The following is a 26,233-nucleotide window of genomic DNA, read 5'->3' as shown; positions in this document are numbered from 1 at the left end:
GTCACTGTCCTTCCCGGTCGGATACGACCGAAGCGTATCGATTCCCACCCGTAGCGCCGCCAACGGCGGCCCCATCGCCTGTATCGCTTGTGGCGCTTTCGCCGCCCACCTCGGCATGACCGCCGGTGGACCCGAAGCCCCCCTCGGCCCGTGCCGAATCGGGAAGCTCCGCCACCTCCTGGAAGCGAACCCTCTCGACCTGCTGGACAACCAGTTGGGCAATCCGGTCGAAGCGCTCGAACCGCACGGACTCGCGCGGGTCGAGATTCACCACGATCACCTTGATCTCCCCACGGTACCCGGCATCAACCGTCCCCGGGGCATTCACGAGGGCGACACCGAGGCGGGCGGCGAGCCCGGAGCGGGGGTGCACGAACGCCGCGTACCCCTCGGGCAGGGCGATGGACACCCCGGTGGGCAGCACGGCCCGCTCCCCCGGCTTCAGCTCGCGGCTCTCCGTGGTCCGCAGGTCGGCGCCGGCGTCCCCGGGGTGCGCATACGCCGGAAGCGGCACGTCCGGATCGACGCGCCGAATGAGGACGTCCAGGGGAGCGCGGCTCACGGGTTCACCTCGAAGGCGCGGGCCCGGCGCACCTGGTCCGGGTCGTTCATCGCGGCCCGGATCTCCTCCGGGCGCCCGTTGTCGATGAAGTGGTCGACCTTCACCTCGACGAAGAGGGCGTCGGCGCGGACCGCCACGGGGCCGTCGGGCCCGCCGATCCGCCCGGTGGCGGTGGAGTAGATCTTGCGGCCGGCGACCGCCGTCACCTCCGCCTCCAGATGCAGGACGGTGCCGACCGGGACGGGCCGCACGAAGTCGGTCTCCAGGCGTCCGGTCACCGCGATCGTGCGCAGCAGCCAGTTCAGCGAGCCGAGGGTCTCGTCGAGGGCGGTGGCGAGCACGCCGCCGTGCGCGAGGCCGGGGGCGCCCTGGTGGGCGGGCTGCACGGTGAACTCGGCGGTGATGCTGACGCCGTCCCCGGCCCGTGCCTCCAGGTGCAGCCCGTGGGGCTGCTCGGCGCCGCAGCCGAAACACTCGCCGTAGTGCGAGCCCAGGAGCTCGCCGGGCGCGGGAGCCTCCGGGTGCCGGACGGGTTTCACGGCGTCGGCCGGAGGCTGAAGAGCTGGGGAAGTACCTCTCACGAGCGCAGACCTTACCCGCGCGTCGGCCGAGTCCCGACACCGTGCCAAGCTTGGATCCATGCAGCTCTCCGCCACCCCGTACGAAGAACGTCTCACCGCCCCGCGCTCCTGGTGGCTGGTCTCGTTCCTGGTGGGGCTCTCGCTGGCCCTGATCCTGCTGCCGTTCGGCACCCTGCCGATGCTGGTCGGCCTGGTCGGCGGCACCGCCGCGGCGGCGGTCGTCGCCAGTTCCTACGGCTCGGCCCGCATCCGTGTGGTGGGCGACTCGCTGATCGCGGGCGACGCACGGATCCCGGTGCGGGCGCTGGGCGAGGCGCAGATCCTGGACCGCGAGGAGGCGCGCGCCTGGCGGACGTACAAGGCCGACACCCGCGCCTTCCTGCTGCTGCGGGCCTACATCCCGACGGCCCTGCGCGTGGAGGTCACCGACCCCGAGGACCCGACGCCGTACCTGTACCTGTCGACGCGGGAGCCGGAGCGGCTGGCGGACGCGATCCGGGCGGCCCGGGCCGCGGCCTAGATTTTGCCTCCGGCAGGGCGGAACTTTGACCGGCCGGTGACGGCCCGGCCGCGGCGGGGCCTCAGCCCTCGCCGCCCAGCCCCTTGTGGCCGTGCCCGGGCAGGATCTCGTCCAGGTCCAGGGGCTCCGCCGGGCGCTCCAGCGGCGGCAGCTGCGGCAGGTCCTCCCAGGGCACCTGCACCTTGCGCAGGTCGGCGCGGACGCGCGCCGCGAGTCTCCTGGTGTCCCGGCGGTTCATGACCGCGCCCACGGCGGCGCCGACCATGAAGGGCATCAGGTTCGGCAGGTTGCGCACCATGCGCTTCATGATCTGCTGACGCAGTTCGCGTTTCATCTGCCCGCCCAGCGCCGCGTTGATCGTGACGGGCTTGAGGGGGTCGATGCCGCGTTCCTCGGTCCACGAGGACAGATAGGCGGTGCTGCGCTCGCGGAGGTTTCCGGGCGGGCGTACGCCGTACACCTCGTGCAGTTCGGCGATCAGCTTCAGCTCGATCGCGGCCACGCCGGTGATCTCGGCGGCCAGTTCGGTGGGCATCGCGGGCGGTACCGGGAGCATCGCCGCGGCACCGACGCCCGCCCCGACCGTGGAACTGGCGTTCGCGGCGCCCGCCACGAGCTTGTCCGCGATCTCCTCCGGCCCGACGTCCGGGAACTGGCGGCGCAGCGTCGCGAGGTCGCGTACGGGGATGCGCGGGGCGTACTCGATGAGGCGGTCGGCGAGGTAGCCGAGGCCGGCTCTGGCGCGGCTGCCGCCCTTGCGGACGCCTTGCGTGGCCCTCTCCCGCACCACCGCCGCCCGGCGCCGGGTCGCGGGAGCCCGCACCGGGGCGGGCACGGCCACGGCGGATGCCGGATCGAGCGAGGCTCCCTCGTCGGGTGAGCCCCGCTCGCCGTCACGCGCGCCGTGCGGACCGTCGGACGGCCCGGGGTCCGCTCCCCGCAGGAAGCGGCGCTTCCGAGGAGGGGTCGAGCCGGTCATGCCCGACCCGTCCTCAGTCGCAGTCGCGGCAGATCGGCTGGCCGTTCTTCTCGCGGGCCAGCTGGCTGCGGTGGTGCACCAGGAAGCAGCTCATGCAGGTGAACTCGTCCTGCTGCTTGGGCAGCACCCGGACGGCCAGCTCTTCGTTCGAGAGGTCCGCGCCGGGCAGCTCCAGGCCTTCTGCGGCCTCGAACTCGTCGACGTCCACTGCGGAGGTCGACTTGTCGTTACGCCTGGCCTTGAGCTCTTCCAGGCTGTCCGAATCGACGTCGTCGTCGGTCTTGCGTGGGGTGTCGTAATCCGTTGCCATGTCGCTCTCCCCCTCTGGGTGTCTGCGGTGTCTCCAGCGCACTAACGCGTGAGAGGCCGGACTTGTGCCCGACCTGAGGCGGAGATTTTGCCTCACATCAAGGTCTGTTACTCAATCGACACCCAACCGGACTCCTCAAGAGTGATCGGCTTGGATGGCGAACGGGACCGTACACGGTCCGAATGCCGCAGATCAAAGGCATCTCACCGTGTACTTCCCGTGATCAGGACCCCTGAAAACCCGGATTTTCCCGGCTTTCCGACCGGTCATGCGATCACGGACAGTAGATGGCTCGAAAACCGTCCTTGTGATCGATCACACACGGGTTCCCCTCTGGGGCGGTGTGAAAATTCCGCGCAAAGCGAACAAGCCCTCGGAGTGCCGTGTGTCGGGCTGTGTCGGTGCACATGCTCTCAGACCGGGAACGTCACCCGCATCACGAGACCACCTCCCTCGCGCGGCTCCGCCGAGATGTGCCCGCCGTGGGCCCGGGCCACGGACCGCACGATGGACAGTCCGAGACCCACGCCCTTGTCGCTGCCGGTGCGCTCGGTGCGCAGCCGCCGGAAGGGCTCGAAGAGGTTGTCGATCTCGTACGCCGGCACCACCGGCCCCGTGTTCGTCACGACGAGCACCGCCTGCCCGTGCCGGACGTCGGTGGTGACCTCCACCCAGCCGCCCTCCGGCACGTTGTACCGGACGGCGTTCTGCACCAGGTTCAGCGCGATCCGCTCCAGCAGCACGCCGTTGCCCTGTATCACCGCGGGTTTCCGCTCGCCGCGGATCGTCACGCCCTTGGCCTCGGCCTCCGCGCGGACCTGGTCGACGGCCTGCTCGGCCACCTCCGCGAGGTCCACCGGCTTGCGCTCGATGATCTGGTTGTCGCTGCGGGCGAGCAGCAGCAGGCCCTCCACGAGCTGTTCGCTGCGCTCGTTGGTGGCCAGCAGCGTCTTGCCGAGCTGCTGGAGCTCCACGGGAGCGCCCGGATCGGAGAGGTGGACCTCCAGAAGGGTCCGGTTGATCGCGAGCGGGGTGCGCAGCTCGTGCGAGGCGTTGCCGACGAAGCGCTGCTGGGCCGTGAAGGCCCGCTGGAGCCTCTCCAGCATCTCGTCGAAGGTGTCGGCCAGCTCCTTGAGCTCGTCGTCCGGTCCGTCCAGCTCGATACGGCGGGACAGGTCCGAGCCGGCCACCGCGCGCGCGGTGCGGGTGATCCGGCCGAGCGGCGAGAGCACACGGCCGGCCATGGCGTAGCCGAACGCGAAGGCGATCACGGCGAGGCCGAGCAGGGCCAGCAGCGAGCGGCTGAGGAGGTTGTCCAGGGCGGCCTTGCGCTCGTGGTCCATGCACGCGCTGATCGCGTCGTTGAACTCGGCCAGCGACAGGTCGCTGGTGGCGATCCCCGGGCAGTTGTTGCTGGTGACCTTGAGGCTCTGGAACTGGACGATCTTGAACAGCGGTTCGTTGCCCGAGCGCAGCGCCTGGGCGGCCAGCAGATAGATGATCGACAGCAGCAGGATGCCGGCGATCAGGAACATGCCGCCGTACAGCAGGGTGAGCCGTATGCGGATCGTCGGGCGCAGCCACGGGAAGGGCTGGTCCGGCTTGCGCGGGTCCCAGGTCGGTTTGGGCGGCGTGGCGGGCGGTGCGGGTGTCGCTGCCATCGCGGGTCAGATCCGGTAGCCGGAGCCGGGCACGGTGACGATCACCGGCGGCTCACCGAGCTTGCGGCGCAGGGTCATGACGGTCACCCGCACCACGTTCGTGAACGGGTCGGTGTTCTCGTCCCACGCCTTCTCCAGCAGTTGCTCGGCGGAGACGACGGCTCCCTCGCTGCGCATCAGCACCTCCAGGACGGCGAACTCCTTCGGGGCGAGCTGCACCTCCTTGCCGTCGCGGAAGACCTCGCGGCGGTTGGGGTCCAGCTTGATGCCGGCGCGCTCCAGGACGGGCGGCAGCGGCACGCTGGTGCGGCGGCCGAGGGCCCGGACGCGCGCGATCAGCTCGCTGAAGGCGAAGGGCTTGGGAAGGTAGTCGTCGGCGCCGATCTCCAGGCCCTCGACCCGGTCGCTGACGTCGCCGGAGGCCGTGAGCATCAGCACGCGCGTGGGCATGCCGAGTTCGACGATCTTGCGGCAGACGTCGTCGCCGTGCACCAGGGGGAGGTCGCGGTCGAGGACGACCACGTCGTAGTCGTTGACGCCGATGCGCTCCAGGGCGGCCGCACCGTCGTACACGACGTCGACGGCCATGGCCTCCCGGCGCAGTCCGGTGGCCACCGCATCGGCGAGCAGCTGCTCGTCCTCGACGACGAGTACGCGCACGTCGCTTGTCCTTCCTGTGTCCACCCGCGTAGCGCGTCAGGGCGCGCGCGGGCAGGGGTGTGAGTGGTCGGGTCCGTGGGCCTCCATCCTGCCCTTTTCGGCCATAAGTCGGCGGTAAGACGGGTGAGAGGGCCTCTGACGGGCGGGAATTCCGGGGGACGGGCCGCGGGCCCAGGAATGCCGATTATTTCGCGCGGGTTGAGGTTTCCGACGAAGACGGTGGGGGGAGGACGGCAGGTACACCCCGCGATCACGCTCTGCTTGTGCCGCACCACGTGCGGTACAGGATGATCCGCTTCCGCAGAGTGGTGGTGGGTGTCCGGCACCGTCGCCGCCCGGCTCGGGCAGCGCTGGGCATCCACTGGAGACGTGATCGCCCCTTCCGACGGCACACCCCCGTGCCACCGACCCACGACCCAGGACGAGGGGGCGCAGCATGGACGCTTTCACCGCAGGACTTCTGCAGCGCATAAAGGCGACCGAGTCCGACCTGACGCGGGCTCGCGACGAGGGCGACGACTTCCTCGTCGAGGTTGAGCAGGGAGAGCTCGACGACCTGCGCCGCCTCGCGGCCGAGCATGGCGTGGAGGTCGGCGCGACCGCCGTCTGACCGCCTCAGCAGGCACGAGGGCCCCGGTGAATCCAGCACCGGGGCCCTCGTGCGCGTGGGGACCGGCGCATCAGTCGTGCCAGGCGCCGAACTCCTCAAGGAGTCGCTGGAGGGGTTCGAAGACGCCGGGGGTGGCCGCCACCGTCAGCTCGCGTGAGGGGCGCTCACCGGGGCGGCCACCGGTCACCGCGCCCGCCTCCCGGGCGATGAGGTCGCCCGCCGCGACGTCCCAGGCGTTCAGCCCGCGCTCGTAGTAGCCGTCCAGGCGGCCCGCGGCGAGGTCGCACAGGTCGATCGCGGCCGAGCCCGAGCGCCGGATGTCCCGCAGCAGCGGGATCAGCCGCCGGGCCACCTCGGCCTGGTGGGCCCGGACCTCGCTCACGTAGTTGAAGCCGGTCGACACCAGGGCCTGGTCGAGGGGGGCCGTGGGACGGCAGGTGAGCCGGCGCTCGCCCTCCCACGGGCCGGTCGCCCACGCTCCGCCGCCGCGCACCGCGTGACAGGTCTCGCCGCGCATCGGCGCCGCGACCACCCCGGCGACCGTCTCGCCGTCCTGCTCGGCCGCGATGGAGACCGACCAGGTCGGCAGGCCGTAGAGGTAGTTGACCGTGCCGTCCAGGGGGTCGATCACCCAGCGGATCCCGCTGGTGCCCTCGGTGGCGGCGCCCTCCTCGCCGAGGAAGCCGTCCTGCGGGCGGCGGCCGGAGATCACGTCGGTGATCAGTTTCTCCGCCGCGATGTCCATCTCGGTGACCACGTCGATCGGGCTGGACTTGGTCGCCGCGACGGCGAGGTCGGCCGGGCGCCCGTCGCGCAGCAGGTCACCGGCGCGGCGGGCGGCCTCGCGGGCCAGGGCGAGCAGATCCGAGGGCTGGGCGTCGCTCACGGGGCTCCTCATGCGTAGGGGCTGTCGGCACCGGCCGCCGCGGGCCTGGGGGCGCGGGCCGGGCAGCAGCCGACCGGGCACACCTGGTGGCTCGGGCCGAGGGCGCCGAGGGCGCAGGGCCTGACCTCCTCGCCCCGCTCGACGGCGGCCCGCTCCAGGACGAGGTCGCGGACGGCGGCGGCGAAGCGCGGGTCGTCGCCGACGGTGGCCGAACGCCGCATCGGCAGTCCCAGCTCCTCCGCCTTGGCCCTGGCCTCGGTGTCGAGGTCGTAGAGGACCTCCATGTGGTCGGAGACGAAGCCGATGGGCGCGATCACGACCGCGGGGACGCCGGCCGCGTGCCGCTCCTCCAGGTGGTCGCAGATGTCGGGCTCCAGCCACGGGATGTGCGGCGCGCCGGAGCGGGACTGGTAGACGAGCTGCCAGGGGTGGTCACGGCCGGTGCGCTCGCGGACCGCCTCGGCGATCGTGCGGGCCGCGTCCAGGTGCTGGGTGACGTACGCGCCCCCGTCGCCGTGGGCCTCGACCGGGCCGGAGGTGTCCGCCGCGGAGAGCGGGATCGAGTGGGTCGAGAAGGCGATGTGGGCGCCCTCCCGGACCTCCTCGGGCAGGTCGGCGAGGGACGCGACCACGCCGTCGATCATGGGCTCCAGGAAGCCGGGGTGGTTGAAGTAGTGCCGCAGCTTGTCGATCCGCGGGAGCTCCACGCCCTCCGTCTCCAGCGCGGCCAGCGCGTCGGCGAGGTTCTCGCGGTACTGGCGGCAGCCCGAGTAGGAGGCGTAGGCGCTGGTGGTGAGGACCAGGACGCGGCGGCGGCCGTCGGCAGCCATCTCGCGCAGGGTGTCCGTCAGGTACGGGGCCCAGTTGCGGTTGCCCCAGTAGACCGGCAGGTCCAGTCCGTGGTCGGCGAAGTCCTTGCGCAGGGCGGTCAGCAGGGCGCGGTTCTGGGCGTTGATGGGGCTCACGCCGCCGAACCCGAAGTAGTGCTCGCCGACCTCCTTCAGGCGTTCCCTGGGGATACCCCGGCCGCGGGTGACGTTCTCCAGGAACGGGATCACGTCGTCCGGGCCCTCGGGGCCGCCGAAGGAGAGCAGGAGCAGGGCGTCGTAGGGGCTGGCATCACGCGGATCTGGCATGGGTCGATCCTGTCATCCGGTACGGACAGCCGGGCAGCCGACCGGGTTCCCGGCTGTGCCGGACGGGTGCGTTAGGGTCACCTGACTCGTACGCTGCTCCGACCGTTCGCACAGCTCATCGAGGCTTTCCGTCCGCCGAGCCGCCCTTGTCCGCCGCTCCCCCTCCCGGAGTCCGCCGTGCCCAGCCCCTACCGCGCCCTGTTCGCCGCCCCCGGCAGCAAGCGCTTCACCACCGCGGGCCTCCTCGGGCGGATGCCGCTGTCGATGATGGGCATCGGCGTGGTCACGATGGTGTCGCAGCTCACCGGGCGCTACGGCCTGGCCGGCGCCCTGTCGGCGACCATCGCGCTCTCCGCAGCCGTGGCCGGCCCCCAGATCTCCCGGCTGGTCGACCGGTACGGGCAGCGGCGGGTGCTGCGCCCGGCCACGCTGCTCTCGCTCGCCGCGGCGGCCCTGCTGCTGCTCGCCGCCCATTTCGCGTGGCCGGACCAGGTGCTGTTCGCGGCCTGCGTCGGCATCGGCTGCGTGCCCAGCGTCGGGGCGATGGTCCGGGCCCGCTGGGCCGCGCTGTACGGGGGGACGGAGAAGCTGCACACCGCGTACTCGTTCGAGTCGGTGATCGACGAGGTGTGCTTCATCTTCGGGCCGATCATCTCCATCGGGCTGTCCACGGCGTGGTTCCCGGAGGCCGGGCCGCTGCTGGCCGCCTGCTTCCTGGCCGTCGGCGTCTTCTGGCTGACCGCGCAGCGGGCCACCGAGCCCGCTCCGCACCCCCGGGAGCGCCAGGGCGGCCGCACCGCCCTCGCCGCGCCGGGACTGCAGGTGCTCGTGGCCACGTTCGTGGCGACGGGCGCGGTCTTCGGCGCCGTCGACGTGGTCACCGTCGCCTTCGCCGAGGAGCAGGGGCACAAGGCCGCGGCGAGCGTGGTGCTCGCGCTGTACGCCGCCGGTTCCTGCGCGGCGGGCCTGGTCTTCGGGCTGCTGCGCTTCACGGGGGCGCCCGAACCTCGCTGGCTGCTGGGCATATGCGCGATGGCCGTGAGTATGATCCCCCTCCTACTGGTCGGGAACCTGCCGTTTCTGGCCGTGGCGCTGTTCGTCGCCGGCATGGCCGTCGCTCCCACGATGATCACCACCATGTCGCTGATCGAGCAGCACGTACCACGCGCGCAACTGACCGAGGGCATGACCTGGGTGAGCACCGGGCTCGCGGTCGGCGTCGCGCTCGGCTCGTCCGTGGCCGGCTGGGTGATCGACGCCGCCGGAGCGGACGCCGGGTACGTGGTCCCGGCGGTGTCCGGGGCCGCCGCGGTCGCGGTCGGTTTCCTGGGGTACCGCCGGCTCAGCAGGCCGGCGCCACGTCGGGGAGGCACCGTTGGGCAGCACGGCGAGCGCGAAGAACGGCACGTGGCGTAACTGGGGCGGCAACGTGGCGGCGCGCCCCTCGCGGGAGGTCGCTCCGGCGTCGGTGGAGGAGCTGGTCGGGGCGATACGCCGGGCCGCCGAGGACGGCCTGAAGGTGAAGGCGGTCGGCAGCGGCCACTCCTTCACGTCCATCGCGGCCACCGACGGCGTGCTGGTGCGCCCGCACCTGCTGACCGGCATCCGCAGGATCGACCGGGAGGCCATGACGGTCACGGTGGAGGCCGGCACCCCCTTGAGGCGGCTCAACATGGCGCTGGCGCGCGAGGGGCTGTCCCTCGCCAACATGGGCGACATCATGGAGCAGACGGTCTCCGGCGCCACCAGCACCGGAACCCACGGCACCGGCCGCGAGTCGGGGTCGATCGCGGCCCAGATCAGGGGCCTGGAGCTGGTCACGGCGGACGGCTCGGTCCTCAACTGCTCCGCGCGGGAGAACCCGGAGGTCTTCGCGGCGGCCCGGATCGGCCTGGGCGCGCTCGGGGTCGTCACCGCGATCACGTTCGCGGTGGAGCCGATATTCCTGCTCCAGGCCCGCGAGGAACCGATGCCGTTCGGCCGGGTGCTCGCCGAGTTCGACCAACTCTGGGCCGAGAACGAGCACTTCGAGTTCTACTGGTTCCCCCACACCGGGAACACCAACACCAAGCGCAACAACCGCAGCGCGGGTCCCGAGCAGCCGGTGTCCCGGCTGAAGGGCTGGTTCGAGGACGAGTTCCTCTCCAACGGCGTCTTCCAGGTCGCCCAGTGGGCGGGCCGCGCGGCACCCGCCGCGATCCCGGCGATCGCCCGGATCTCCAGCACGGCCCTGTCGGCGCGGACCTACACGGACGTCCCCTACAAGGTCTTCACATCGCCGCGCCGGGTCCGCTTCGTGGAGATGGAGTACGCCGTCCCGCGCGCGGCCGTCGTGGACACGCTGCGCGAACTGAAGGCCATGGTCGACGGGTCGGGGCTCCGGATCAGCTTCCCCGTCGAGGTGCGCACGGCCCCCGCCGACGACATCACGCTCTCCACCGCGTCCGGCCGCGACAGCGCGTACATCGCGGTCCACATGGCCAAGGGCACCCCGTACCAGCGGTACTTCACCGCCGCCGAGCGCATCTTCACCGGACACGAGGGGCGTCCGCACTGGGGCAAGGTGCACACGCGGGACGCCGAGTACTTCGCGAAGGTCTACCCGCGCTTCGGCGAGTTCACCGCGCTGCGGGACCGGCTGGACCCCGGCCGCCTCTTCCAGAACGACTACCTGCGACGGGTTTTGGGGGCCTGACCGGGGGCAACCTCACCACCGGAAACCATTCGCTCCGTTTCTGCGCATTGCGTGAAGTACGCCACGTCCAAGATCGTCGAACCGCTCAACGGACGGCCGAGTCACGCTTCTTGCCAGAACTTGGGCGGCGTGCCAATCCACGCACGTGGCCCAAATGGAGTACTGTTGCGAACCCTGGGTCCGGTCTCCCGCCTGGGCGTCCGTGGCCTTCAAGGACCACCGGGAGGGGCTAGTTGCACAGGGTGACGGAGTTGGTCACTTAGCGTTGCGAATAGGTAACCGTGCCATAACGGCGATCCAGGGCTCACGCCCGACACGCCGGGCAACTCGGCAAGGTTGTGGCAGGCTGCACCCGGGCAGGCCACACTCGACTAGCGGAAGCAGCGACGCACGTGACGTCGGCAGGCACCACCCGGGAGGTCCCCATGCCCGAACTGCGTGTCGTGGCCGTCTCCAATGACGGCACACGGCTGGTGCTGAAGGCTGCCGACGCGACGGAGTACACCCTTCCGATCGACGAACGCCTGCGCGCCGCCGTGCGCGGCGACCGTCCCCGCCTCGGCCAGATCGAGATCGAGGTGGAGAGCCATCTCCGCCCCCGCGACATCCAGGCGCGTATACGAGCCGGTGCGACCGCGGAAGAGGTCGCCCAGCTCGCCGGCATCCCCGTCGACCGTGTGCGGCGCTTCGAGGGCCCCGTGCTCGCCGAGCGCGCCTTCATGGCCGAGCGCGCCCGCAAGACGCCCGTCCGCCGCCCCGGTGAGAACGCGGCGGGGCCGCAGCTCGGCGAGGCCGTCCAGGAGCGGCTGCTGCTGCGCGGCGCCGACAAGGACACCGTGCAGTGGGACTCCTGGCGCCGCGACGACGGCACCTGGGAAGTGCTGCTGGTCTACATGGTGGCCGGCGAACCGCACTCGGCGAGCTGGACGTACGACGCGCCCCGGCGGCTCGTCCAGGCGGTCGACGACGAGGCGCGCTCGCTGATCGGCGAGTCCGACGACCTCGCCGCGCCCGAGCCGAGCTTCCCGTTCGTGCCGCGGATCGCCCGGCTGCCGCGTGAGCGTCCGGAGCGTTCGCTGGAGCGCGCGCTGGAGCGGCCGAGTCTGCCCGCGCAGGCGTCCGAGCCGGCCGAGGAGATGACGGAGGAACGGGACTCGCTCACCAGCCTGCTGGAGGCGGTGCCGAGTTTCCGCGGCGACCTGGTGGTCCCGGAGCGGCCCACCGAGCCCGACCTGGAGGAGCCCGCGGTCGAGCCGGCCGCCGAGGAGCCCCCGGCGCCCGCCGCGTCGGCCGGATCGGCGTACGCGGACGTCCTCATGCCGCGTTCGGTCGGCAGCCATCGCGACCGGCTCATCGGCGCCACGGACCGTCAGGCCGAGGCGGACGGTGTCCGCCCGGGCCGTCGGGCCGCCGTGCCGAGCTGGGACGAGATCGTGTTCGGCACACGGAGGAAGAAGCAGGAGTAGCCAGGGGACCCGTTCGCTCGTCGAACGCCCCTGAGCGAGGGCCGCGTCGGACGGACGCGGCCCTCGCTCATGCCGGAGCGGCGTGCCGCTACTGCGGGTCCGGTCCCACGGCCACCGGTCGCGCCGGGTCGGCCGACCACTCCGACCACGAACCCACGTACAGGGCCGCGGGAACGCCGGCCACCGCGAGCGCCAGCGCCTCGTGGGCCGCCGACACGCCCGAGCCGCAGTACACGCCGACGTCCGTGCCTTCGACGGCGCCCAGTTCCTTGAAACGGGCGGCGAGTTCACCGGCGGGCAGGAACCGACCGTCCGGGCCGACGTTGTCGTTCGTCGGGGCGGACACGGCACCCGGGATGTGCCCGCCGACCGGGTCGATCGGCTCGACCTCGCCGCGGTACCGCTCCCCCGCCCGCGCGTCCAGCAGCAGACCGGACCGCGCGAGCGCCGCGGCGCCGTCCGCGTCGAGCAGCCCCGTCGCCGACGGTACCGGCTCGAAGTCGCCCTCCGCCGGAGCCGGTACGGCCGTCTCCAGCGGCCCCTGCCAGGCCGGCAGCCCGCCGTCCAGGACCCGCACGTCCGGATGCCCCGTCCAGCGCAGGAGCCACCAGGCGCGGGCCGCTCCCCAGCCCTGCCCGCCGTCGTACACCACCACGGGACGCGTCGAGGACACACCCGCCCGCCGCATCGCCCTGCCGAATTCGGCCAGATCCGGTAGCGGATGACGCCCGCGCGGACCGGGCTCGGACGCCAACTCCCGGTCCAGGTCGACGTAGACCGCACCGGGGATGTGCCCGGACGCGTGCGCGGCGCGGCCGTCGAACGGCGGTTCACCGGACGCCGTGGGGAGCGTCAACTGCCAGCGGACGTCGAGCAGCACCGGCGGGTCGTCGCCCGCCAGGGCCGTGGCCAGTTCTGATGCGGAGATGATGGCGTTCATGGTCCCCATCCTCGCGCACAGGGTGGCCGCGACGGCTCACGCCGGTTAATCTGCCCGCCGGACAGGCCCGATCACGAGGCGTACGGGATCGGGCACAAGCTGTACAGCCGATCGACATCCGTCGTCCCTCGCACGGGAATGGGCGGTATCCAGCGCACCGGGCGCCCTCGAGCGCCGGCCGCCGTGCGGCGGCGCGCCCGCGACAGGCGCGGCCAGGGTGGTGCGAGCATCGGCTCGGGGGTCCGGACAGCGGAAGCGACACGGCCGGCGCCAGCGGCCGGGGAGAGAGTGACGATGACCGAGGCACGGGGGTCGGCCGGCCCGAACGGCGCGAGGCACGCCCGGCACGCGCCCGGCGCACCCTGCTGGGTGAGCCTGATGGTGCACGCGCTGGACGCCACTCAGGAGTTCTACGGAGCGTTGTTCGGCTGGGAGTTCCAGCCCGGTCCCCGGCAACTCGGGCCCTATGTGCGCGCGTTGCTCGACGGGCGCGAGGTGGCCGGAATCGGCCAGTTACCGCCCGACCGTCATCTCCCCGTCGCCTGGACTCCGTACCTCGCCTCGCCCGACGTCGACGCGACCGCGGAGACGGTTCGGCTGTGCGGCGGCACGGTCGGGGTGGGGCCGCTGGACGCCGACGAAGCCGGCCGTTTGGCGATCTGCTCCGACCCCGCCGGCGCCGTCTTCGGCATCTGGCAGGCCGCCGCCCACCTCGGCACGGCCGTCTCCGGCGTGCCCGGCGCCCCCGCCTGGAACGAACTGCGGACCTTCGAGTCCGAGAACGTCTCCAAGTTCTACGCCACGGTGTTCGGTTACGAGGAGGAGGTGACCCGAGCCGACGGCCTCGACCACGTCACCCTGCGCGTCGAAGGCCGCCCCGTCGCGGACATCCACGGCCTCGGCACCGCGCTCCCCCGGGACCGGGGCCCCCACTGGCTGACGTACTTCACCGTGCCGGACACCGACGCGGCGGTGGACCGGGTCGTCACGCTCGGGGGGCAGTCGCTGATCGCGTCCCACGACACGGCACACGGCCGGGTCGCCACGGTGGCCGACCCGGAGGGGGCGCGGTTCGCGCTGGTGCGAAAGGCGCGTTGACGTGCCGGGCTCTGGGCGGAGCCGGGTGAAGTCGACGTCCAGGCGGTGGGCCGCGGACGCCGCCGGCCGACCGGATCGTCCGCCGCACGGTCGCTGCCCGGGTGGCGGGCGCCTGCGGCGACGGCACTCGTGGGCACCGGGGCCGCCTCAGACGACGTCGAACTCGTTGCCCTCGGGGTCCTGCATGGCGACCGCGTAGAACCCGCTGTCCGGCTCGTCCTTGATCCGCAGCACGGTGGCACCGGCCTTCGCCAGCCGCTCCACCGTGGCCTTGACCCGCTGGGTGCGGACATCGGGCGGGACGTCACGGCCCCCACCGACCTTCAGGTCGAAATGCCACCGGTTCTTGACGGCCTTCGGCTCCGGGACCTGCTGGAACCACACCCTCGGCCCCCGCCCCGCCGGATCGACGATCGACTCGGGAACGTCCCCGGCGCCGTCCGGCAGTTCGGCCTCGGACACGCCCATCGCCGCCCAGTAGGCACGCCAGGACGCGTAGCCGTCCGGCGGAGGCTCCGGCACATAGCCCAGAGCCTCGGCCCAGAAGGCCACCATCCTCTGCGGATCGGCGCAGTCGATCGTCAGCTGCACGGTCATCTCCATCCCCGGAGCATCCCAGGCAGGTCTGACAACGGGCAGGTCTGACAACGGGCCGTCGCCCCTGTCAGGCGCTCCCAGGCCGGGGCGCCCCGGTACGGCCGGCGTAGGTGACGCGGGCGGCCTCGATGTCATCCAGGTGCCGGGTGCTCCCTCCGGCGGCGGTGCGGCGGCGTGATGGTGGCGGGCCACGTATGCCGCCACCGCCTCGCGAGCCCCATCCGGGGACGCCGAGGTCCAAGAGGTCGAGCGGCGGGGCGACTTGCTCTCGTCGTCAGGTCGTCGTGACCGGCAACACGTCCGGTGACAGCACTGCCGCCCGGGCCGTCGCCGCCGTCATACGGCGGCGGTGGTGGCGGCGGCACAGGACCTCGTAGCCGATGGTGTCGGACTGGTCGACGTCGCCGACGACGACCTGGGCGCCCTCGACCACCATCTCGCCGCCTATCGTGCGGGCGTTGTGGGTGGCGCGGGCGCCGCACCAGCACAGGGCCTCGACCTGGAGGACCTCGACACGGTCGGCCAGTTCCACCAGGCGCTGTGAGCCGGGGAAGAGCTTCGAGCGGAAGTCGGTGGTGATGCCGAAGGCGAAGACGTCGAGGCTCAGGTCGTCGACGACGCGGGCGAGTTGGTCGATCTGTTCCGGGGCGAGGAACTGCGCCTCGTCGGCGATGACGTAGTCGGCGCGGCCGCCGCGGGAGAGGTGGTCCACCACATAGGCGTACAGGTCGGCGCCGTCCTCGACCTCCACCGCGTCGGTGACCAGGCCGAGCCGGGAGGACAGCTTGCCCTCGCCCGCGCGGTCGTCGCGCGTGAAGATGATGCCGGCCAGGCCACGCGCCGAACGGTTGTGCTCGATCTGGAGAGCCAGCGTCGACTTCCCGCAGTCCATGGTTCCGGAGAAGAACACCAGCTCGGGCATGTGGGGTCGAGCGCCTTTCGGTGAGGGTCAGGGGGAACGGGGGAGGTGGGGGGGTGGGGGCGTCAGGAGCGTACTTCGAGCAACGGGACCAGTTGCTCGGCGGGGGTCATCGAGCCGTGGTTGCCGACCATGGCCGACTCCTTCGGTTCCCGTTCGGAGGCGATGATCAGGACGTCGTCCCGCGCGGCCGCGATCACGTCGCCGAGACGGCCGTACACGCGCTCGTCGATGTGCGGGCCGAACCAGCCCGCCTCGATCGCCTCGTCCCGCGACGCCACCCAGAACTGCTCGCCCAGCACCTCGCGCCAGCAGGTCAGGACGTCCTGTGCGGCACCGGGCACCGCGTACACGTGCCGGGCCCGGCCCTCGCCGCCCAGCAGAGCGACGCCGGCGCGCAGCTCCCAGTCCTCGTCGAAGTCGATGCGGTGCTCTTCGTCGAAGGGCACGTCGATCATGCCGTGGTCGGCGGTGACGTAGAGGGCGCTGCGCGGCGGGAGCTGTTCGGCCAGGCGCTGGACGAGCCGGTCGACGTACATCAGCTGCCCGCGCCAGGTGTCGGAGTCGACGCCGTAGCGGTGCCCGGCGCCGTCCAGCTCGGCGTAGTACGTGTAGACGAGGGAGCGGTCGCCCGCCGCCAGTTGTTCGGCGGCCAGGTCGACGCGGTCCTCGCCGGCCAGGCGCCCGAGGAAGCTGCCGCCGCTGAGGGCGACCTTGGTGAGCGGGGTGTTCTGGAAGGCGGGGGACGAGACCTGCGCGGCGTGCACGCCCGCGCGGTGCGCCAGCTCGAAGACGGTGGGGTACGGCTGCCAGACATGCGGCGGGGTCCACGGGTTCCAGCGGAGCTGGTTCATCAGCTCGCCGGTGTCGGGGTTGCGCACGGTGTAGCCGGGCAGGCCGTGCTCGCCGGGCGGGCGGCCGGTGCCGACGGAGGCGAGCGAGGTCGCCGTGGTGGCCGGGAAACCCGCGGTGATGGGGTGCCCGGTGCCGCCGCGTGAGCCGGCGAGCAGCGACGTCATGAACGGCGCCTCGTCGCGGTGCGCCCGGAGCTGCTCCCAGCCGAGGCCGTCGATCAGGAACACGCAGTTGCGGTCGGCGGCGGACAGCTCGGTTATCCCGGCCGTCATGTCCGGTACGCCCATGCCCGCGGCCAGGGTGGGCAGCAGGTCGGCGAGGGAACCGTCGCCGTACCGGGGGACGGGGGCGGAGGCGACGGCGAGGGGTTCCGGGTGGGCGTCCCAGTCGGCGGTCTGGACCATCAGCGGGCGACGTCCGCGGTCGCCTCGGAGAGGGACTGCGCGAAGAGGAGTGCCTGACGGACGGTCTCCGGGCCGTCACCGGCCTCGCTGACGCGCAGGCTGAGGTCGTCCGCCGTCGAGCTGCCCGTGTAGCCGTGGTCGGCCTCGCAGTTGGGGTCGCCGCAGGCGGCGGGCTCGAGGTCGATGCGGGAGACGGCGCCCCAGCCGATGGTGAGGACGATCTCGCGGGGCAGGGTGCCCGGGGTGTACTGCTCCGGGTTGGCGACGACGCGGCTGACGACGACCGACGAGATCCGGCCGAGCTTGACCGACTCGGTGGACGTCGTGGCGTACGGCGTCGGGGAGGTGCTGTCCGCGGCCTGCTCGTCGGTGTGGCTGACGATGAAGCGGTTGTGCGTGAGGACCAGCACGGTCACGTGCCGGCGCACCTCGTTCTGGTCGAACGTGGTCTCCTGGTGGACCAGGTACGACCGGATGGGCTCGCCGCCCACGGCGGCCTCCACCGCCTCGGCCACGAGGGCCGGGTAGTAGCCGCTGCGCTCGATCGCCGCACGCAGCCCCTGGGTCGTCGTACTGGTCTTGGCCATGACGCCATCCTACGGGGGTGCGCTGACTGCGAGGCACCGGTCACCGTCGCCTCAGTAGGCGGGCAGGGTCCGCGGCCCGAGATCGTCGCGGGCGGGCGGCGGGGCCAGGCGCACGGAGGCGCCGAGCACGCTCAGGCCGTGCGCGGCGACGACCACCGGTTCCAGGGTGATAGCGACGACCTCGGGGTGGTCGTGGACCAGCCGCGACACCCGCAGCAACAGCTCCTCCAGGGCCGGGGTGTCCACCGGTGCGGAGCCCCGCCAGCCGAACAGCAGCGGGGCGGTCCGGATGGCGCGGACGAGCGAGGCGGCGTCGCGGTCGGTGACCGGGACCAGGCGGTGCGCCATGTCCCCGAGCAGTTGGGAGGCGGCACCGGCGAGCCCGAAGGACAGCACGGCACCGGCCGCCGGGTCGATCACGGCGCGGACGACGGTGTCCACGCCACGCGGCGCCATGCGCTGCACGACCGGCCTGATCTCCTCCGGCTTGCCGAACAGCTCGGCCAACTCGGTGTAGGCCCGCCGCAGTTGCTCCTCGTCCGCGAGGTCGAGGCGTACACCGCCGAGGTCGGCGCGGTGCCGCAGGTGGGGCGCCGTGGCCTTGAGGGCGACGGGGTAGCCGAGCGCCTCGGCGGCCTCGACGGCCGCGTCGGCGGTGGGGGCGTGCGGCGCGCGGTGCACGTGGACGCCGTAGGTGCCGAGCAGCTCGTAGGTGTCGTCGGTGCCGAGCGTGAGTCCCTGGCCGCGTGCGAGCAGCCGGCCGATCAGCCGCGCGGCGCCCTTCTCGTCGATGTCGTCGTACTCGGGGACGCGGCCGGGGTCGGCGGCCTCGCGCCGCCACTGGGCGTACTTGACGGCCTCGCCGAGCGCGCGGACGGCCCGTTCGGCGGCCGGATAGGCCGGGATCAGGCGGGGTGCGCCGGCGGGGTCGCCGTCCGGTCCGGTCGGCGGTTCCGCCGGGAAGGCGAGGGGGCGGACGGGGTGCGGGCGGGGCACGCTGCCGCGGGGCGCGGTGGTGGTCCGCGGGGCGGTGCTGGCCGCCGCCGACAGGGCCTCGGCCAGGCCGCCCAGCTCCACGTGGACCACCAGGACCGGCTTGCCCGGCACCTGCTCCGCGGCCGACCGCAGCGCCTCGGCGAGCTCGGCGTCCCCGGTCGAGGCGTCGCCGATCGCCGGGATCGCGGTGACGACGACGGCGTCGCAGGCGTCGTCGGCGAGCGCGTGCGACAGGGCGGCGTGGAAGTCGGCGGCCGACGCCTGGGTCGTCAGGTCGAGCGGCGGCAGGGGCCGCAGTCCTTCGGCGAGGCAGGCGTCGTAGGTGAGCAGGCCGAGCGACTCGGAGTTGCCGAGGATCGCCACGCGGGGTCCGGCGGGCAGCGGCTGGCGGGCGAGCAGCAGTCCCGCGTCGACCAGCTCGGTGATCGTGTCGACGCGGATCACGCCGGCCTGGCGCAGCAGCGCGGACACGGTGGCGTGCGGCAGCCGGGTGACGCGGACGGTGTGCCCCTGCGGGGCGGCGCCGCCGTGCCGGGCGCCCTGCACCACGACCAGGGGTTTCGCCGCCGCCGTGCGCCGGGCGAGGCGGGTGAACTTGCGGGGGTTGCCGATGGACTCCAGGTACATGAGGACGACGTCGGTGTCGGGGTCGTCGTACCAGTACTGGAGGACGTCGTTGCCGCTGACGTCGGCGCGGTTGCCGGACGAGACGAACGTGGACACGCCGGTGACGCCGGTGACACCGCCGCCGCGGCGGTGCAGCCGGGACAGCAGCGCGATGCCGATGGCGCCGGACTGCGCGAACAGCCCGATCCGGCCCGGGCGGGGCATCTCGGGGGCGAGGGAGGCGTTGAGGCTGACGTCCTCGGAGGTGTTGATGACACCGAAGGCGTTGGGGCCGATGATGCGCATGCCGTAGCTGCGCGCCTGCCGTACGAGGGCGCGCTGCCGCTCGCGCCCTTCGGGTCCGCTCTCGGCGTATCCGGCGGCGAGGACGACCAGCCCCTGGACGCCGTGCGCGCCGCACTCGGCGACGACCTCGGGCACGTGCTCGGCCGGGACGGCGACGACCGCGAGGTCGACCTGCTCCTCTATCTCGCGCACGGACCGGTGCGCGGGCACCCCGTCGATCTCCTGCAGGTCCTTGGGGAACGCCTTGTTCACCGCGTACACCCGGCCGGTGAACCGGGCGTCCGTGATGTTGCCGAGGACGCCGCGGCCGACGCCGCCGGGGGTGCGGCCGACTCCGATGACGGCGACGGAGCCGGGCGCCAGGAGGCGCTGCACGGACCGGGCCTCGGCGCGCTGCTCCCGCCCGTACTGCACGGCGAGCGAGCGGTCGGTGGGCTCCAGGTCGAACTCCAGGTGGACGACGCCGTCCTCGAAGCTGCGCTTCTGGGTGTACCCGGCGTCCGTGAACACCTTGATCATCTTGGTGTTGGCGGGCAGCACCTCGGCCGCGAACCGGCGGATGCCGCGCTCCCGGGCGACCGCGGCGATGTGCTCGAGCAGGGCGGAGGCGACCCCGCGTCCCTGGTGGGCGTCCTGGACGAGGAAGGCGACCTCGGCCTCGTCGGCGGGGGCGGACGCGGGCGTCCCGTCGGCGCCGATGCGGTCGTACCGTACGGTGGCGATGAACTCGCCGCCCACCGTGGCGGCGAGTCCCACCCGGTCCACGAAGTCGTGGTGGGTGAACCGGTGGACGTCCTTGGCGGACAGGCGCGGGTAGGGCGCGAAGAAGCGGTAGTACTTCGACTCGTCCGACACCTGCTCGTAGAAGCTGACCAGGCGCTCGGCGTCGTCGACGGTGATGGGGCGGATGCGCGCGGTGCCGCCGTCGCGCAGCACCACGTCGGCTTCCCAGTGGGCGGGGTACACGTGCCGGTCCGAGGCGCTCTGCATGGGGCCAGGTTACGGCTCGCGCACGGCACCGGCGCGAGGCAGGCTGTTCCCGACGTCCCACCGGCTCCGGCGGTCGTCGAGGCAGCGGCACCCGGGCCGTTCCGCCGGGCACCCCTGGTGTGGGAAACTGGTCTAGACAACCCTGAACACCGAAGGGCAGCAACACATGGCTGAGCGCCGCGTCAACGTCGGCTGGGCCGAGGGTCTCCACGCCCGCCCCGCCTCCATCTTCGTCCGGGCCGCCACGGCCACCGGCGTCCCGGTGACCATCGCCAAGGCCGACGGCAACCCCGTCAACGCGGCCTCCATGCTGGCGGTCCTGGGCCTCGGTGCCCAGGGCGGGGAGGAGATCGTCCTCGCCTCCGACGCCGAGGGTGCGGACGCCGCCCTCGACCGTCTCGCCAAGCTGGTCGCCGAGGGCCTCGAGGAGCTGCCCGAGACGGTCTGAGCGGCCCGAGCGGGCCTCCCGCACGGCACGGAAGCCGCGTCCGCCTTTCCGACGGGCGCGGCTTCGCCTTTCCCGGCCGGCTCGCGTGGAATTTCACGGCGGCAGGCTGCGGAATTCCCCGGACAGCCGGAAAAGGGCAGCGTGAATTCGCCGCCCCGGAATTGCTCTTCTTTGTATACGGTGGCTGTGTTAATCGCGCAGGCTCGGCATGTTTACGGCATGTTGCGAATTCCTCACACGCTCCGCGCGGTCGCTCCCGGAGCCGAAGCGCAGCCGGTGCGCGGACAGCCCGCGCTCGGTGTGCAGGGCGGTGAGCGCGCGGGCGCGTTCACCGTCGCCGCGCGCCACCGCGTCGACGATCGCGCCGTGCTCCGCCCAGGACTCCACCGGGTCGGCGGACGCCTCCACGGCGAACATCCAGGCGATCTTGTGGCGCAGCAGGGTCAGCGTCGAGGTCAGCGCGGTACTGCCGGACGCCTGGGCCAGCGTCTCGTGGAACCAGCCGCCCAGCGAGCGCAGATCCTCGCTGTTGCCGCGCCTGGCCCGCTCCTGACCCAGCCTGACCAGGCCGCGCAGCACCTTCAGATGGGCCTCCGTGCGCCGCTGGGCGGCCCGGGCGGCGCCGAGCGGCTCCAGCAGAGTGCGCATCTCCAGCACGTCGGCCGCCTCCTGCTCGGTTGGCTCGGCCACGCACGCGCCCGCGTGCCGGCGGGTCACCACGAAGCCCTCCGCCTCCAGGGTGCGCAGCGCCTCGCGCACGGGGACGCGGGAGACGCCGTAGCGGCGGGCGAGGACTTCCTCCGTGAGACGGCCGCCGCGCTCCAGGACACCGGCGACGATGTCGTCCCGGATCGCGGTGCACACCGAGTGCGCCGGAATACGCATGCCGACCTCCGCCTTAATCCCCGTGAAACGTCGACGAATGACGTGTGTTCAGCGACTCTATGGCAAGAAGCGTGAATTTCCGACGGCGGGCCGGAATCCATGGATATTTTTTGGACAGCCGTTGTCCAGAAAGACCGAAAGCCCCGGCTCGGGAGCCGGGGCTGCGGTAAGGCGGGCGGAGGCGTCAGAGGGCGACGCCGTGCGCGCGCAGGTAGGCGATCGGGTCGATGTCGGAGCCGTACTCGGCGGTGGTGCGCGCCTCGAAGTGCAGATGCGGCCCGGTGACGTTGCCGGTGGCGCCGGACAGGCCGATCTGCTGGCCGGGGGTGACCGTCTGGCCCACCGAGACGCCGACCGACGACAGGTGCCCGTACTGGGTGTAGGTGCCGTCGTTCATCTTGATCACGACGTTGTTGCCGTAGGCGCCGCCCCAGCCGGCCTCGACGACGGTGCCCGCGCCGACCGCGTGCACGGAGGTGCCGCTGGCGGCGTGGAAGTCGATGCCGGTGTGGCTGCCGGAGGACCAGACCGCGCCGCCGGACCGGTACGCGGTGGACACGTACGAACCGGCTATCGGGGCCACGTAGGACAGCAGGCGCTTGCGCTCGGCCTCCCGCGCGGCCCGCTCCTTCGCCTCCCGCTCCTGCTTGGCCTTCTCGGCGGCCTTGTGCCGCGCGGCCTCCTGGGCGGCCTCCTTGCGGGCGGCGGCCTCGGCGGCGGCCCGCTCCTGGGCGGCGGCCTGCGCGTCGATCTGGGTGGCGATGGAGTCCTCGACGACGACGACCGGGATGAGGCCGGTCTGCTCCGCGGCGGGCTCGGCGGCCAGCGCGGGGGCGGCGAGGGTGCCCACGACGCCGGTGGCGGTGATGGCGGCGACACCGGCCGCACGGGCCGTGGTGCGCTCGAACCGGCCGGGCTTGCGGTGCTTCCCGGAGGGGCGGTTCTTCCCCGTGGCGCAGCTGAACGCCATGTGGTGGCTGGTCCTTTCCTTCCCTCTCGCCTACCGGGTTAGCTGACGGGTTCGGAGCAGGAAGGTCTCCTACGGACCCCCTCGCGGCTGCGCGGGCGTCCGATTCACCCCAGGGACTGCGATGGGTCCCCGGCTCCCCTGGCTCGCGCCATACGGGGACTCGGCGATGACTGTCCGGTGCCGCGGGCGCGGCGCACTGCCTGACGGACAGCCCGGATGACGCTAAGCGGGGCCGCGTTCAATTCCCAAACGGAACGCGGCTTTTGTAGCGCATCCCACAGGGCAGACAGGCAACCTCCGCCCCAATTCGGGCATAAGGGAGCCCTGGTGACTTTGCCGTCACCAGGGCTCCCCTCGCGCGCGGGCCCGCCGCGGGGCCGGCGGGTGCTCTACTCGGCCGTCACGACGGTGACTTCACCGATGCCGAGGGCCTCGACGGGCTCCCGGATCGCCGAGGCGTCGCCGACGAGAACCGTGACGAGGCGGTCCGCCGGGAAGGCGCTCACGACGGCGGCCGTGGCCTCGACGGTTCCGGTGGCGGCGAGCTGCTGGTACAGCTTCGCCTGGAAGTCGTCGGGCAGGTACTGCTCGACCTGGTCGGCCAGGGTGCCCGCCACGGCGGCGGCCGTCTCGTACTTCAGCGGCGCCACCCCGACGAGGTTCTGCACGGCGAAGTCCCGCTCGGCGTCGGTGAGTCCGTCGGCCGCGATCCCCCGCAGGACGGTCCACAGGTCGTCCAGGGCGGGGCCGGTGTTGGGCGTGTCGACGGAACCGGTGATGGCGAGCATCGAGGCGCCGGTGCCGTCCGGCGCCGAGCGCAGGACCTGCCCGAACGCGCGCACGCCGTAGGTGTAGCCCTTCTCCTCGCGCAGCACCTTGTCCAGGCGGGAGGTGAGGGTGCCGCCGAGGCAGTACGTGCCGAGGACCTGCGCCGGCCACACGCGGTCGTGCCGGTCCGGGCCGATCCGGCCGATCAGCAGCTGCGTCTGGACGGCGCCGGGACGGTCCACGATGACGACGCGCCCGGTGTCGTCCGCGGTGACCGGCGGGACGGGCCGCGGCTCGCCCTGCGAACCGGTCCAGGCGCCCAGGCTGTCCCCGAGCAGGGTGTCGAGGTCGACGTCGGTGAGGTCGCCGACGACCACGACCGTGGAGGTGGCGGGGCGCACGTGCCGCTCGAAGAAGGCGCGTACGCCCGCGGAGTCGATGCCGGCGACGGTCTCCTCGGTGCCCTGGCGCGGGCGGGACATACGCGAGGACGCCGGGAACAGCTGCCGGGCGAGCTCCTTGGCGGCCCGCCGCGAGGGGTTGGCCAGCTCGTGCGGGATCTCGTCCAGGCGGTTGCGCACCAGGCGCTCCACCTCGGCGTCGGCGAACAGCGGCGCCCGGAGCGCGTCGGCGAGCAGGTCCAGCGCCTTCGGCAGCCGGGAGACCGGCACCTCCAGGCTGACGCGGACGCCGGGGTGGTCGGCGTAGGCGTCGAGGGTTGCGCCACAGCGCTCCAGCTCGGCGGCGAACTCCTCGGCCGTGTGCTTGTCGGTGCCCTCGGACAGGGCCCGCGCCATGATCGTGGCGATACCGTCCAGGCCCGCGGGCTCGGCGTCGAGCGGGGTGTCGAGGAGGACCTCGACGGCGACGACCTGCTGTCCGGGGCGGTGGCAGCACAGCACCGTCAGGCCGTTGTCCAGGGTGCCGCGCTCGGGGGCCGGGAACGCCCAGGGCCGGGGCGCGCCGGCCTGGGGCTGCGGGTGGAACTCCATGCTGGCGAGCTCGGTCACTGCGCCGACTCCTCGTTCTCGTCGGTGGCGGGGGCTTGGGCGTCCTCGGCCTCACCGGCCACCGGCTCGTACACCAGCACCGCGCGGTTGTCCGGGCGCAGCCGGGCCTGGGCGACCGCCTGCACCTCCTCGGCGGTGACGTCGAGCACGCGCCGCACGGCGGTGAAGGCGAGCTGTGGGTCGCCGAACAGGACTGCGTAGCGGCACAGTTCGTCCGCGCGGCCGGCGCAGGTGCCGAGCCGGTCCAGCCACTCGCGCTCCAGCTGCGCCTGCGCGCGCTCCATCTCCTCGGCGGTGGGGCCCTCCGCGGCGAAGCGGGCGAGCTCCTCGTCGACGGCCGCCTCGATCACGGGCACCTCGACGTCACCGGAGGTCTTCACGTCCAGCCAGCCGAGGGAGGGCGCGCCGGCCAGGCGGAGCAGGCCGAAGCCGGCCGCCACGGCCGTACGGTCGCGCCGCACGAGCCGGTTGTAGAGGCGGGAGGACTCGCCGCCGCCGAGGACGGTCAGCGCCAGGTCGGCGGCGTCGGCCTCGCGGGTGCCGTCGCTCGGGAGGCGGTAGGCGGCCATCATCGCGCGCGCGGGGACGTTCTCCTCGACGACCTCGCGCAGCTCCTCGCCGATGACGTCGGGCAGCGAGCCGTCGCGCGGAGCCGGCTTGCCGTCGTGGGACGGGATGGAGCCGAAGTACTTCTCGACCCAGGCAAGCGTCTGCTCCGGGTCGATGTCGCCGACGATCGACAGCACGGCGTTGTTCGGCGCGTAGTAGGTGCGGAAGAACGCGCGCGCGTCCTCCAGGCTCGCCGCGTCGAGGTCGGCCATCGAGCCGATCGGCGTGTGGTGGTAGGGGTGCCCGTCGGGGTACGACATCGCGGTCAGGCGCTCGAAGGCGGTGCCGTACGGGACGTTGTCGTAGCGCTGGCGCCGCTCGTTCTTCACGACGTCGCGCTGGTTCTCCAGGCCCTCCTCGTCGAGCGCCACCAGGAGGCTGCCCATGCGGTCGGCCTCCAGCCACAGCGCGAGCTCCAGCTGGTGGGCGGGCATGGTCTCGAAGTAGTTGGTGCGTTCGAAGCTGGTGGTGCCGTTCGGCGAGCCGCCCGCGCCCTGGACGAGTTCGAAGTGGCCCGTGCCCTTCACGCTGTTCGACCCCTGGAACATCAGGTGCTCGAAGAGGTGGGCGAGTCCGGTACGGCCCTTGACCTCGTGGCGGGAGCCGACGTCGTACCAGAGGCAGACCGCGGCGACCGGCGTGAGGTGGTCCTCGGAGAGCACCACGCGCAAGCCGTTGGCCAGGCGGTGCTCGGTCGCGGAGAGGCCGCCGGATTGTGCCTCCGGTGTGGCCGTGTGACCCATGGGCAAGATGTCCTTCCGGTCGCGTGCGCTGCGTTGTGTCGAGCGGATCCTGCTCAGCTCCTGCCACTGTATGCAGCGTGCGGAGGCTCGGCGAAGTTCCCGGTCACCACGCCGTGCCGGTCCGGCCCCGGCCGAGGCCCCCGGCGGCGCCCCCTCCGGCCCGCCGAGCCGCTTCGCCGTGCATCACGGCGCGGACGCGGCACGGCCGGGCGGTCCGGGCCCCGGGCCGACGCCGCTCGCCTCGACCTGGCATGCTTCCCGTCGATCACCCCTGAGGGTGAACGGTCGCGCGGCACCGGCTTGCCGCCGGCGCCGCGCGCGGTCCCGAGCGGGCCGGCCGGTGTCCCGTGCGCGACCGCGGTCGCGGGAGGAGACCGGCGTCGGCGACACTTCACCCCGCCGGGCGGGAGCCCCACATCGGGTCCTGGTCGGTGGT

The 26,233-nt window shown here is 72.7% G+C and carries 25 protein-coding genes and 1 riboswitch; of the genes, 7 read left to right on the top strand and 18 right to left on the bottom strand.

Annotated elements, in window-relative coordinates; all coding sequences use genetic code 11:
* Position 1: 1 nt before the first annotated feature.
* A complete protein-coding gene (gene dut / locus ABZ899_RS17665; RefSeq protein WP_086865838.1) occupies positions 2 to 562 on the bottom strand; it encodes a dUTP diphosphatase in 561 nt (186 codons plus the stop codon).
* Positions 559 to 1,143, bottom strand: a complete 585-nt coding sequence (locus ABZ899_RS17660) for a PaaI family thioesterase (RefSeq protein WP_361346516.1) — start codon at positions 1,141 to 1,143, stop codon at positions 559 to 561. The genes dut and ABZ899_RS17660 overlap by 4 nt, the downstream gene beginning before the upstream one ends.
* Positions 1,144 to 1,201: 58 nt before the next feature.
* Here ABZ899_RS17660 and ABZ899_RS17655 point away from each other — a divergent pair, with 58 nt between their 5' ends.
* Positions 1,202 to 1,663, top strand: a complete 462-nt coding sequence (locus tag ABZ899_RS17655; protein WP_361346513.1) for a DUF3093 domain-containing protein — start codon at positions 1,202 to 1,204, stop codon at positions 1,661 to 1,663.
* A 61-nt stretch (positions 1,664 to 1,724) separates the two neighbouring features.
* Here the strand turns inward: ABZ899_RS17655 and ABZ899_RS17650 are convergent, their stop codons facing one another.
* The 4 genes from ABZ899_RS17650 to ABZ899_RS17635 form a co-directional block, all read right to left on the bottom strand.
* Positions 1,725 to 2,642: a hypothetical protein gene (locus tag ABZ899_RS17650; protein ID WP_361346511.1), complete on the bottom strand. Its 918-nt coding sequence runs from the start codon at positions 2,640 to 2,642 to the stop codon at positions 1,725 to 1,727.
* Positions 2,643 to 2,655: 13 nt separating this feature from the next.
* Positions 2,656 to 2,952 (bottom strand): DUF4193 domain-containing protein, encoded by a 297-nt coding sequence (locus ABZ899_RS17645; protein WP_005481602.1) that lies wholly within the window; start codon positions 2,950 to 2,952, stop codon positions 2,656 to 2,658.
* A 413-nt stretch (positions 2,953 to 3,365) separates the two neighbouring features.
* Entirely contained in the window at positions 3,366 to 4,613 is a 1,248-nt protein-coding gene (locus ABZ899_RS17640; RefSeq protein ID WP_361346508.1) for a HAMP domain-containing sensor histidine kinase, read from the bottom strand.
* A 6-nt stretch (positions 4,614 to 4,619) separates the two neighbouring features.
* Positions 4,620 to 5,273, bottom strand: coding sequence for a response regulator transcription factor (locus ABZ899_RS17635; protein WP_003993508.1), 654 nt, complete (start codon positions 5,271 to 5,273; stop codon positions 4,620 to 4,622).
* Between the two features lie 436 nt (positions 5,274 to 5,709).
* On the opposite strand from ABZ899_RS17635, the gene ABZ899_RS17630 reads away from it, so the two are divergent.
* Entirely contained in the window at positions 5,710 to 5,883 is a 174-nt protein-coding gene (locus tag ABZ899_RS17630; RefSeq protein ID WP_164492381.1) for a hypothetical protein, read from the top strand.
* A 70-nt stretch (positions 5,884 to 5,953) separates the two neighbouring features.
* Here ABZ899_RS17630 and ABZ899_RS17625 read toward each other — a convergent pair whose 3' ends face one another.
* Positions 5,954 to 6,769 carry an inositol monophosphatase family protein gene (locus tag ABZ899_RS17625; protein WP_361346503.1) on the bottom strand — a complete coding sequence of 272 codons (816 nt, stop codon included), beginning with the start codon at positions 6,767 to 6,769 and terminating at the stop codon, positions 5,954 to 5,956.
* Between the two features lie 8 nt (positions 6,770 to 6,777).
* Positions 6,778 to 7,905 (bottom strand): ferrochelatase, encoded by a 1,128-nt coding sequence (locus ABZ899_RS17620; RefSeq protein WP_361346501.1) that lies wholly within the window; start codon positions 7,903 to 7,905, stop codon positions 6,778 to 6,780.
* A gap of 177 nt (positions 7,906 to 8,082) precedes the next feature.
* Here ABZ899_RS17620 and ABZ899_RS17615 point away from each other — a divergent pair, with 177 nt between their 5' ends.
* From ABZ899_RS17615 to sepH, 3 genes are all read left to right on the top strand, one after another.
* Positions 8,083 to 9,321, top strand: coding sequence for an MFS transporter (locus tag ABZ899_RS17615; protein ID WP_361346499.1), 1,239 nt, complete (start codon positions 8,083 to 8,085; stop codon positions 9,319 to 9,321).
* A complete protein-coding gene (locus ABZ899_RS17610) occupies positions 9,281 to 10,600 on the top strand; it encodes a D-arabinono-1,4-lactone oxidase (protein ID WP_361346496.1) in 1,320 nt (439 codons plus the stop codon). The genes ABZ899_RS17615 and ABZ899_RS17610 overlap by 41 nt, the downstream gene beginning before the upstream one ends.
* Positions 10,601 to 11,025: 425 nt before the next feature.
* Positions 11,026 to 12,066 (top strand): septation protein SepH, encoded by a 1,041-nt coding sequence (gene sepH / locus ABZ899_RS17605; protein WP_361346493.1) that lies wholly within the window; start codon positions 11,026 to 11,028, stop codon positions 12,064 to 12,066.
* Positions 12,067 to 12,154: 88 nt separating this feature from the next.
* On the opposite strand, the gene ABZ899_RS17600 is transcribed toward sepH, so the two are convergent.
* Complete coding sequence (locus tag ABZ899_RS17600; RefSeq protein ID WP_361346490.1) at positions 12,155 to 13,006, bottom strand: sulfurtransferase; 852 nt, start codon at positions 13,004 to 13,006, stop codon at positions 12,155 to 12,157.
* Positions 13,007 to 13,300: 294 nt separating this feature from the next.
* Here ABZ899_RS17600 and ABZ899_RS17595 point away from each other — a divergent pair, with 294 nt between their 5' ends.
* Positions 13,301 to 14,104: a VOC family protein gene (locus ABZ899_RS17595; RefSeq protein WP_361346487.1), complete on the top strand. Its 804-nt coding sequence runs from the start codon at positions 13,301 to 13,303 to the stop codon at positions 14,102 to 14,104.
* A 147-nt stretch (positions 14,105 to 14,251) separates the two neighbouring features.
* On the opposite strand, the gene ABZ899_RS17590 is transcribed toward ABZ899_RS17595, so the two are convergent.
* The 5 genes from ABZ899_RS17590 to ABZ899_RS17570 form a co-directional block, all read right to left on the bottom strand.
* Entirely contained in the window at positions 14,252 to 14,707 is a 456-nt protein-coding gene (locus ABZ899_RS17590) for a VOC family protein (RefSeq protein ID WP_361346484.1), read from the bottom strand.
* A gap of 268 nt (positions 14,708 to 14,975) precedes the next feature.
* A complete protein-coding gene (locus ABZ899_RS17585) occupies positions 14,976 to 15,623 on the bottom strand; it encodes a thymidine kinase (RefSeq protein WP_361346481.1) in 648 nt (215 codons plus the stop codon).
* Positions 15,624 to 15,685: 62 nt separating this feature from the next.
* Positions 15,686 to 16,879, bottom strand: coding sequence for a nucleotide pyrophosphatase/phosphodiesterase family protein (locus tag ABZ899_RS17580; protein ID WP_361346479.1), 1,194 nt, complete (start codon positions 16,877 to 16,879; stop codon positions 15,686 to 15,688).
* Positions 16,879 to 17,466 (bottom strand): DUF5998 family protein, encoded by a 588-nt coding sequence (locus ABZ899_RS17575; protein WP_055622092.1) that lies wholly within the window; start codon positions 17,464 to 17,466, stop codon positions 16,879 to 16,881. Before ABZ899_RS17575 ends, ABZ899_RS17580 begins: the two co-directional genes overlap by 1 nt.
* A 51-nt stretch (positions 17,467 to 17,517) precedes the next feature.
* Entirely contained in the window at positions 17,518 to 20,364 is a 2,847-nt protein-coding gene (locus ABZ899_RS17570) for a GNAT family N-acetyltransferase (protein ID WP_361346476.1), read from the bottom strand.
* A gap of 166 nt (positions 20,365 to 20,530) precedes the next feature.
* Here ABZ899_RS17570 and ABZ899_RS17565 point away from each other — a divergent pair, with 166 nt between their 5' ends.
* On the top strand, positions 20,531 to 20,812 hold the full coding sequence (locus ABZ899_RS17565) for an HPr family phosphocarrier protein (protein ID WP_029382363.1): 282 nt from the start codon (positions 20,531 to 20,533) through the stop codon (positions 20,810 to 20,812).
* 189 nt (positions 20,813 to 21,001) lie between these two features.
* Here the strand turns inward: ABZ899_RS17565 and ABZ899_RS17560 are convergent, their stop codons facing one another.
* From ABZ899_RS17560 to ABZ899_RS17545, 4 genes are all read right to left on the bottom strand, one after another.
* Positions 21,002 to 21,697, bottom strand: a complete 696-nt coding sequence (locus ABZ899_RS17560; protein ID WP_361346474.1) for a GntR family transcriptional regulator — start codon at positions 21,695 to 21,697, stop codon at positions 21,002 to 21,004.
* 184 nt (positions 21,698 to 21,881) lie between these two features.
* Entirely contained in the window at positions 21,882 to 22,667 is a 786-nt protein-coding gene (locus ABZ899_RS17555) for a M23 family metallopeptidase (protein WP_361346472.1), read from the bottom strand.
* Positions 22,668 to 22,679: 12 nt separating this feature from the next.
* Positions 22,680 to 22,843, bottom strand: a riboswitch (cyclic di-AMP (ydaO/yuaA leader).
* Positions 22,844 to 23,056: 213 nt separating this feature from the next.
* Positions 23,057 to 24,445, bottom strand: coding sequence for a pitrilysin family protein (locus ABZ899_RS17550; protein WP_361346470.1), 1,389 nt, complete (start codon positions 24,443 to 24,445; stop codon positions 23,057 to 23,059).
* Positions 24,442 to 25,797, bottom strand: a complete 1,356-nt coding sequence (locus ABZ899_RS17545) for a pitrilysin family protein (protein ID WP_361346468.1) — start codon at positions 25,795 to 25,797, stop codon at positions 24,442 to 24,444. The genes ABZ899_RS17550 and ABZ899_RS17545 overlap by 4 nt, the downstream gene beginning before the upstream one ends.
* Positions 25,798 to 26,233 lie beyond the last annotated feature (436 nt).

It is taken from the genome of Streptomyces sp. NPDC046859, from assembly GCF_040645135.1.
Classification (GTDB): Bacteria; Actinomycetota; Actinomycetes; order Streptomycetales; family Streptomycetaceae; genus Streptomyces.
The sequence above is the reverse complement of the archived record's forward strand: the minus strand, read 5'-3'. Positions and strand labels throughout refer to the sequence as shown.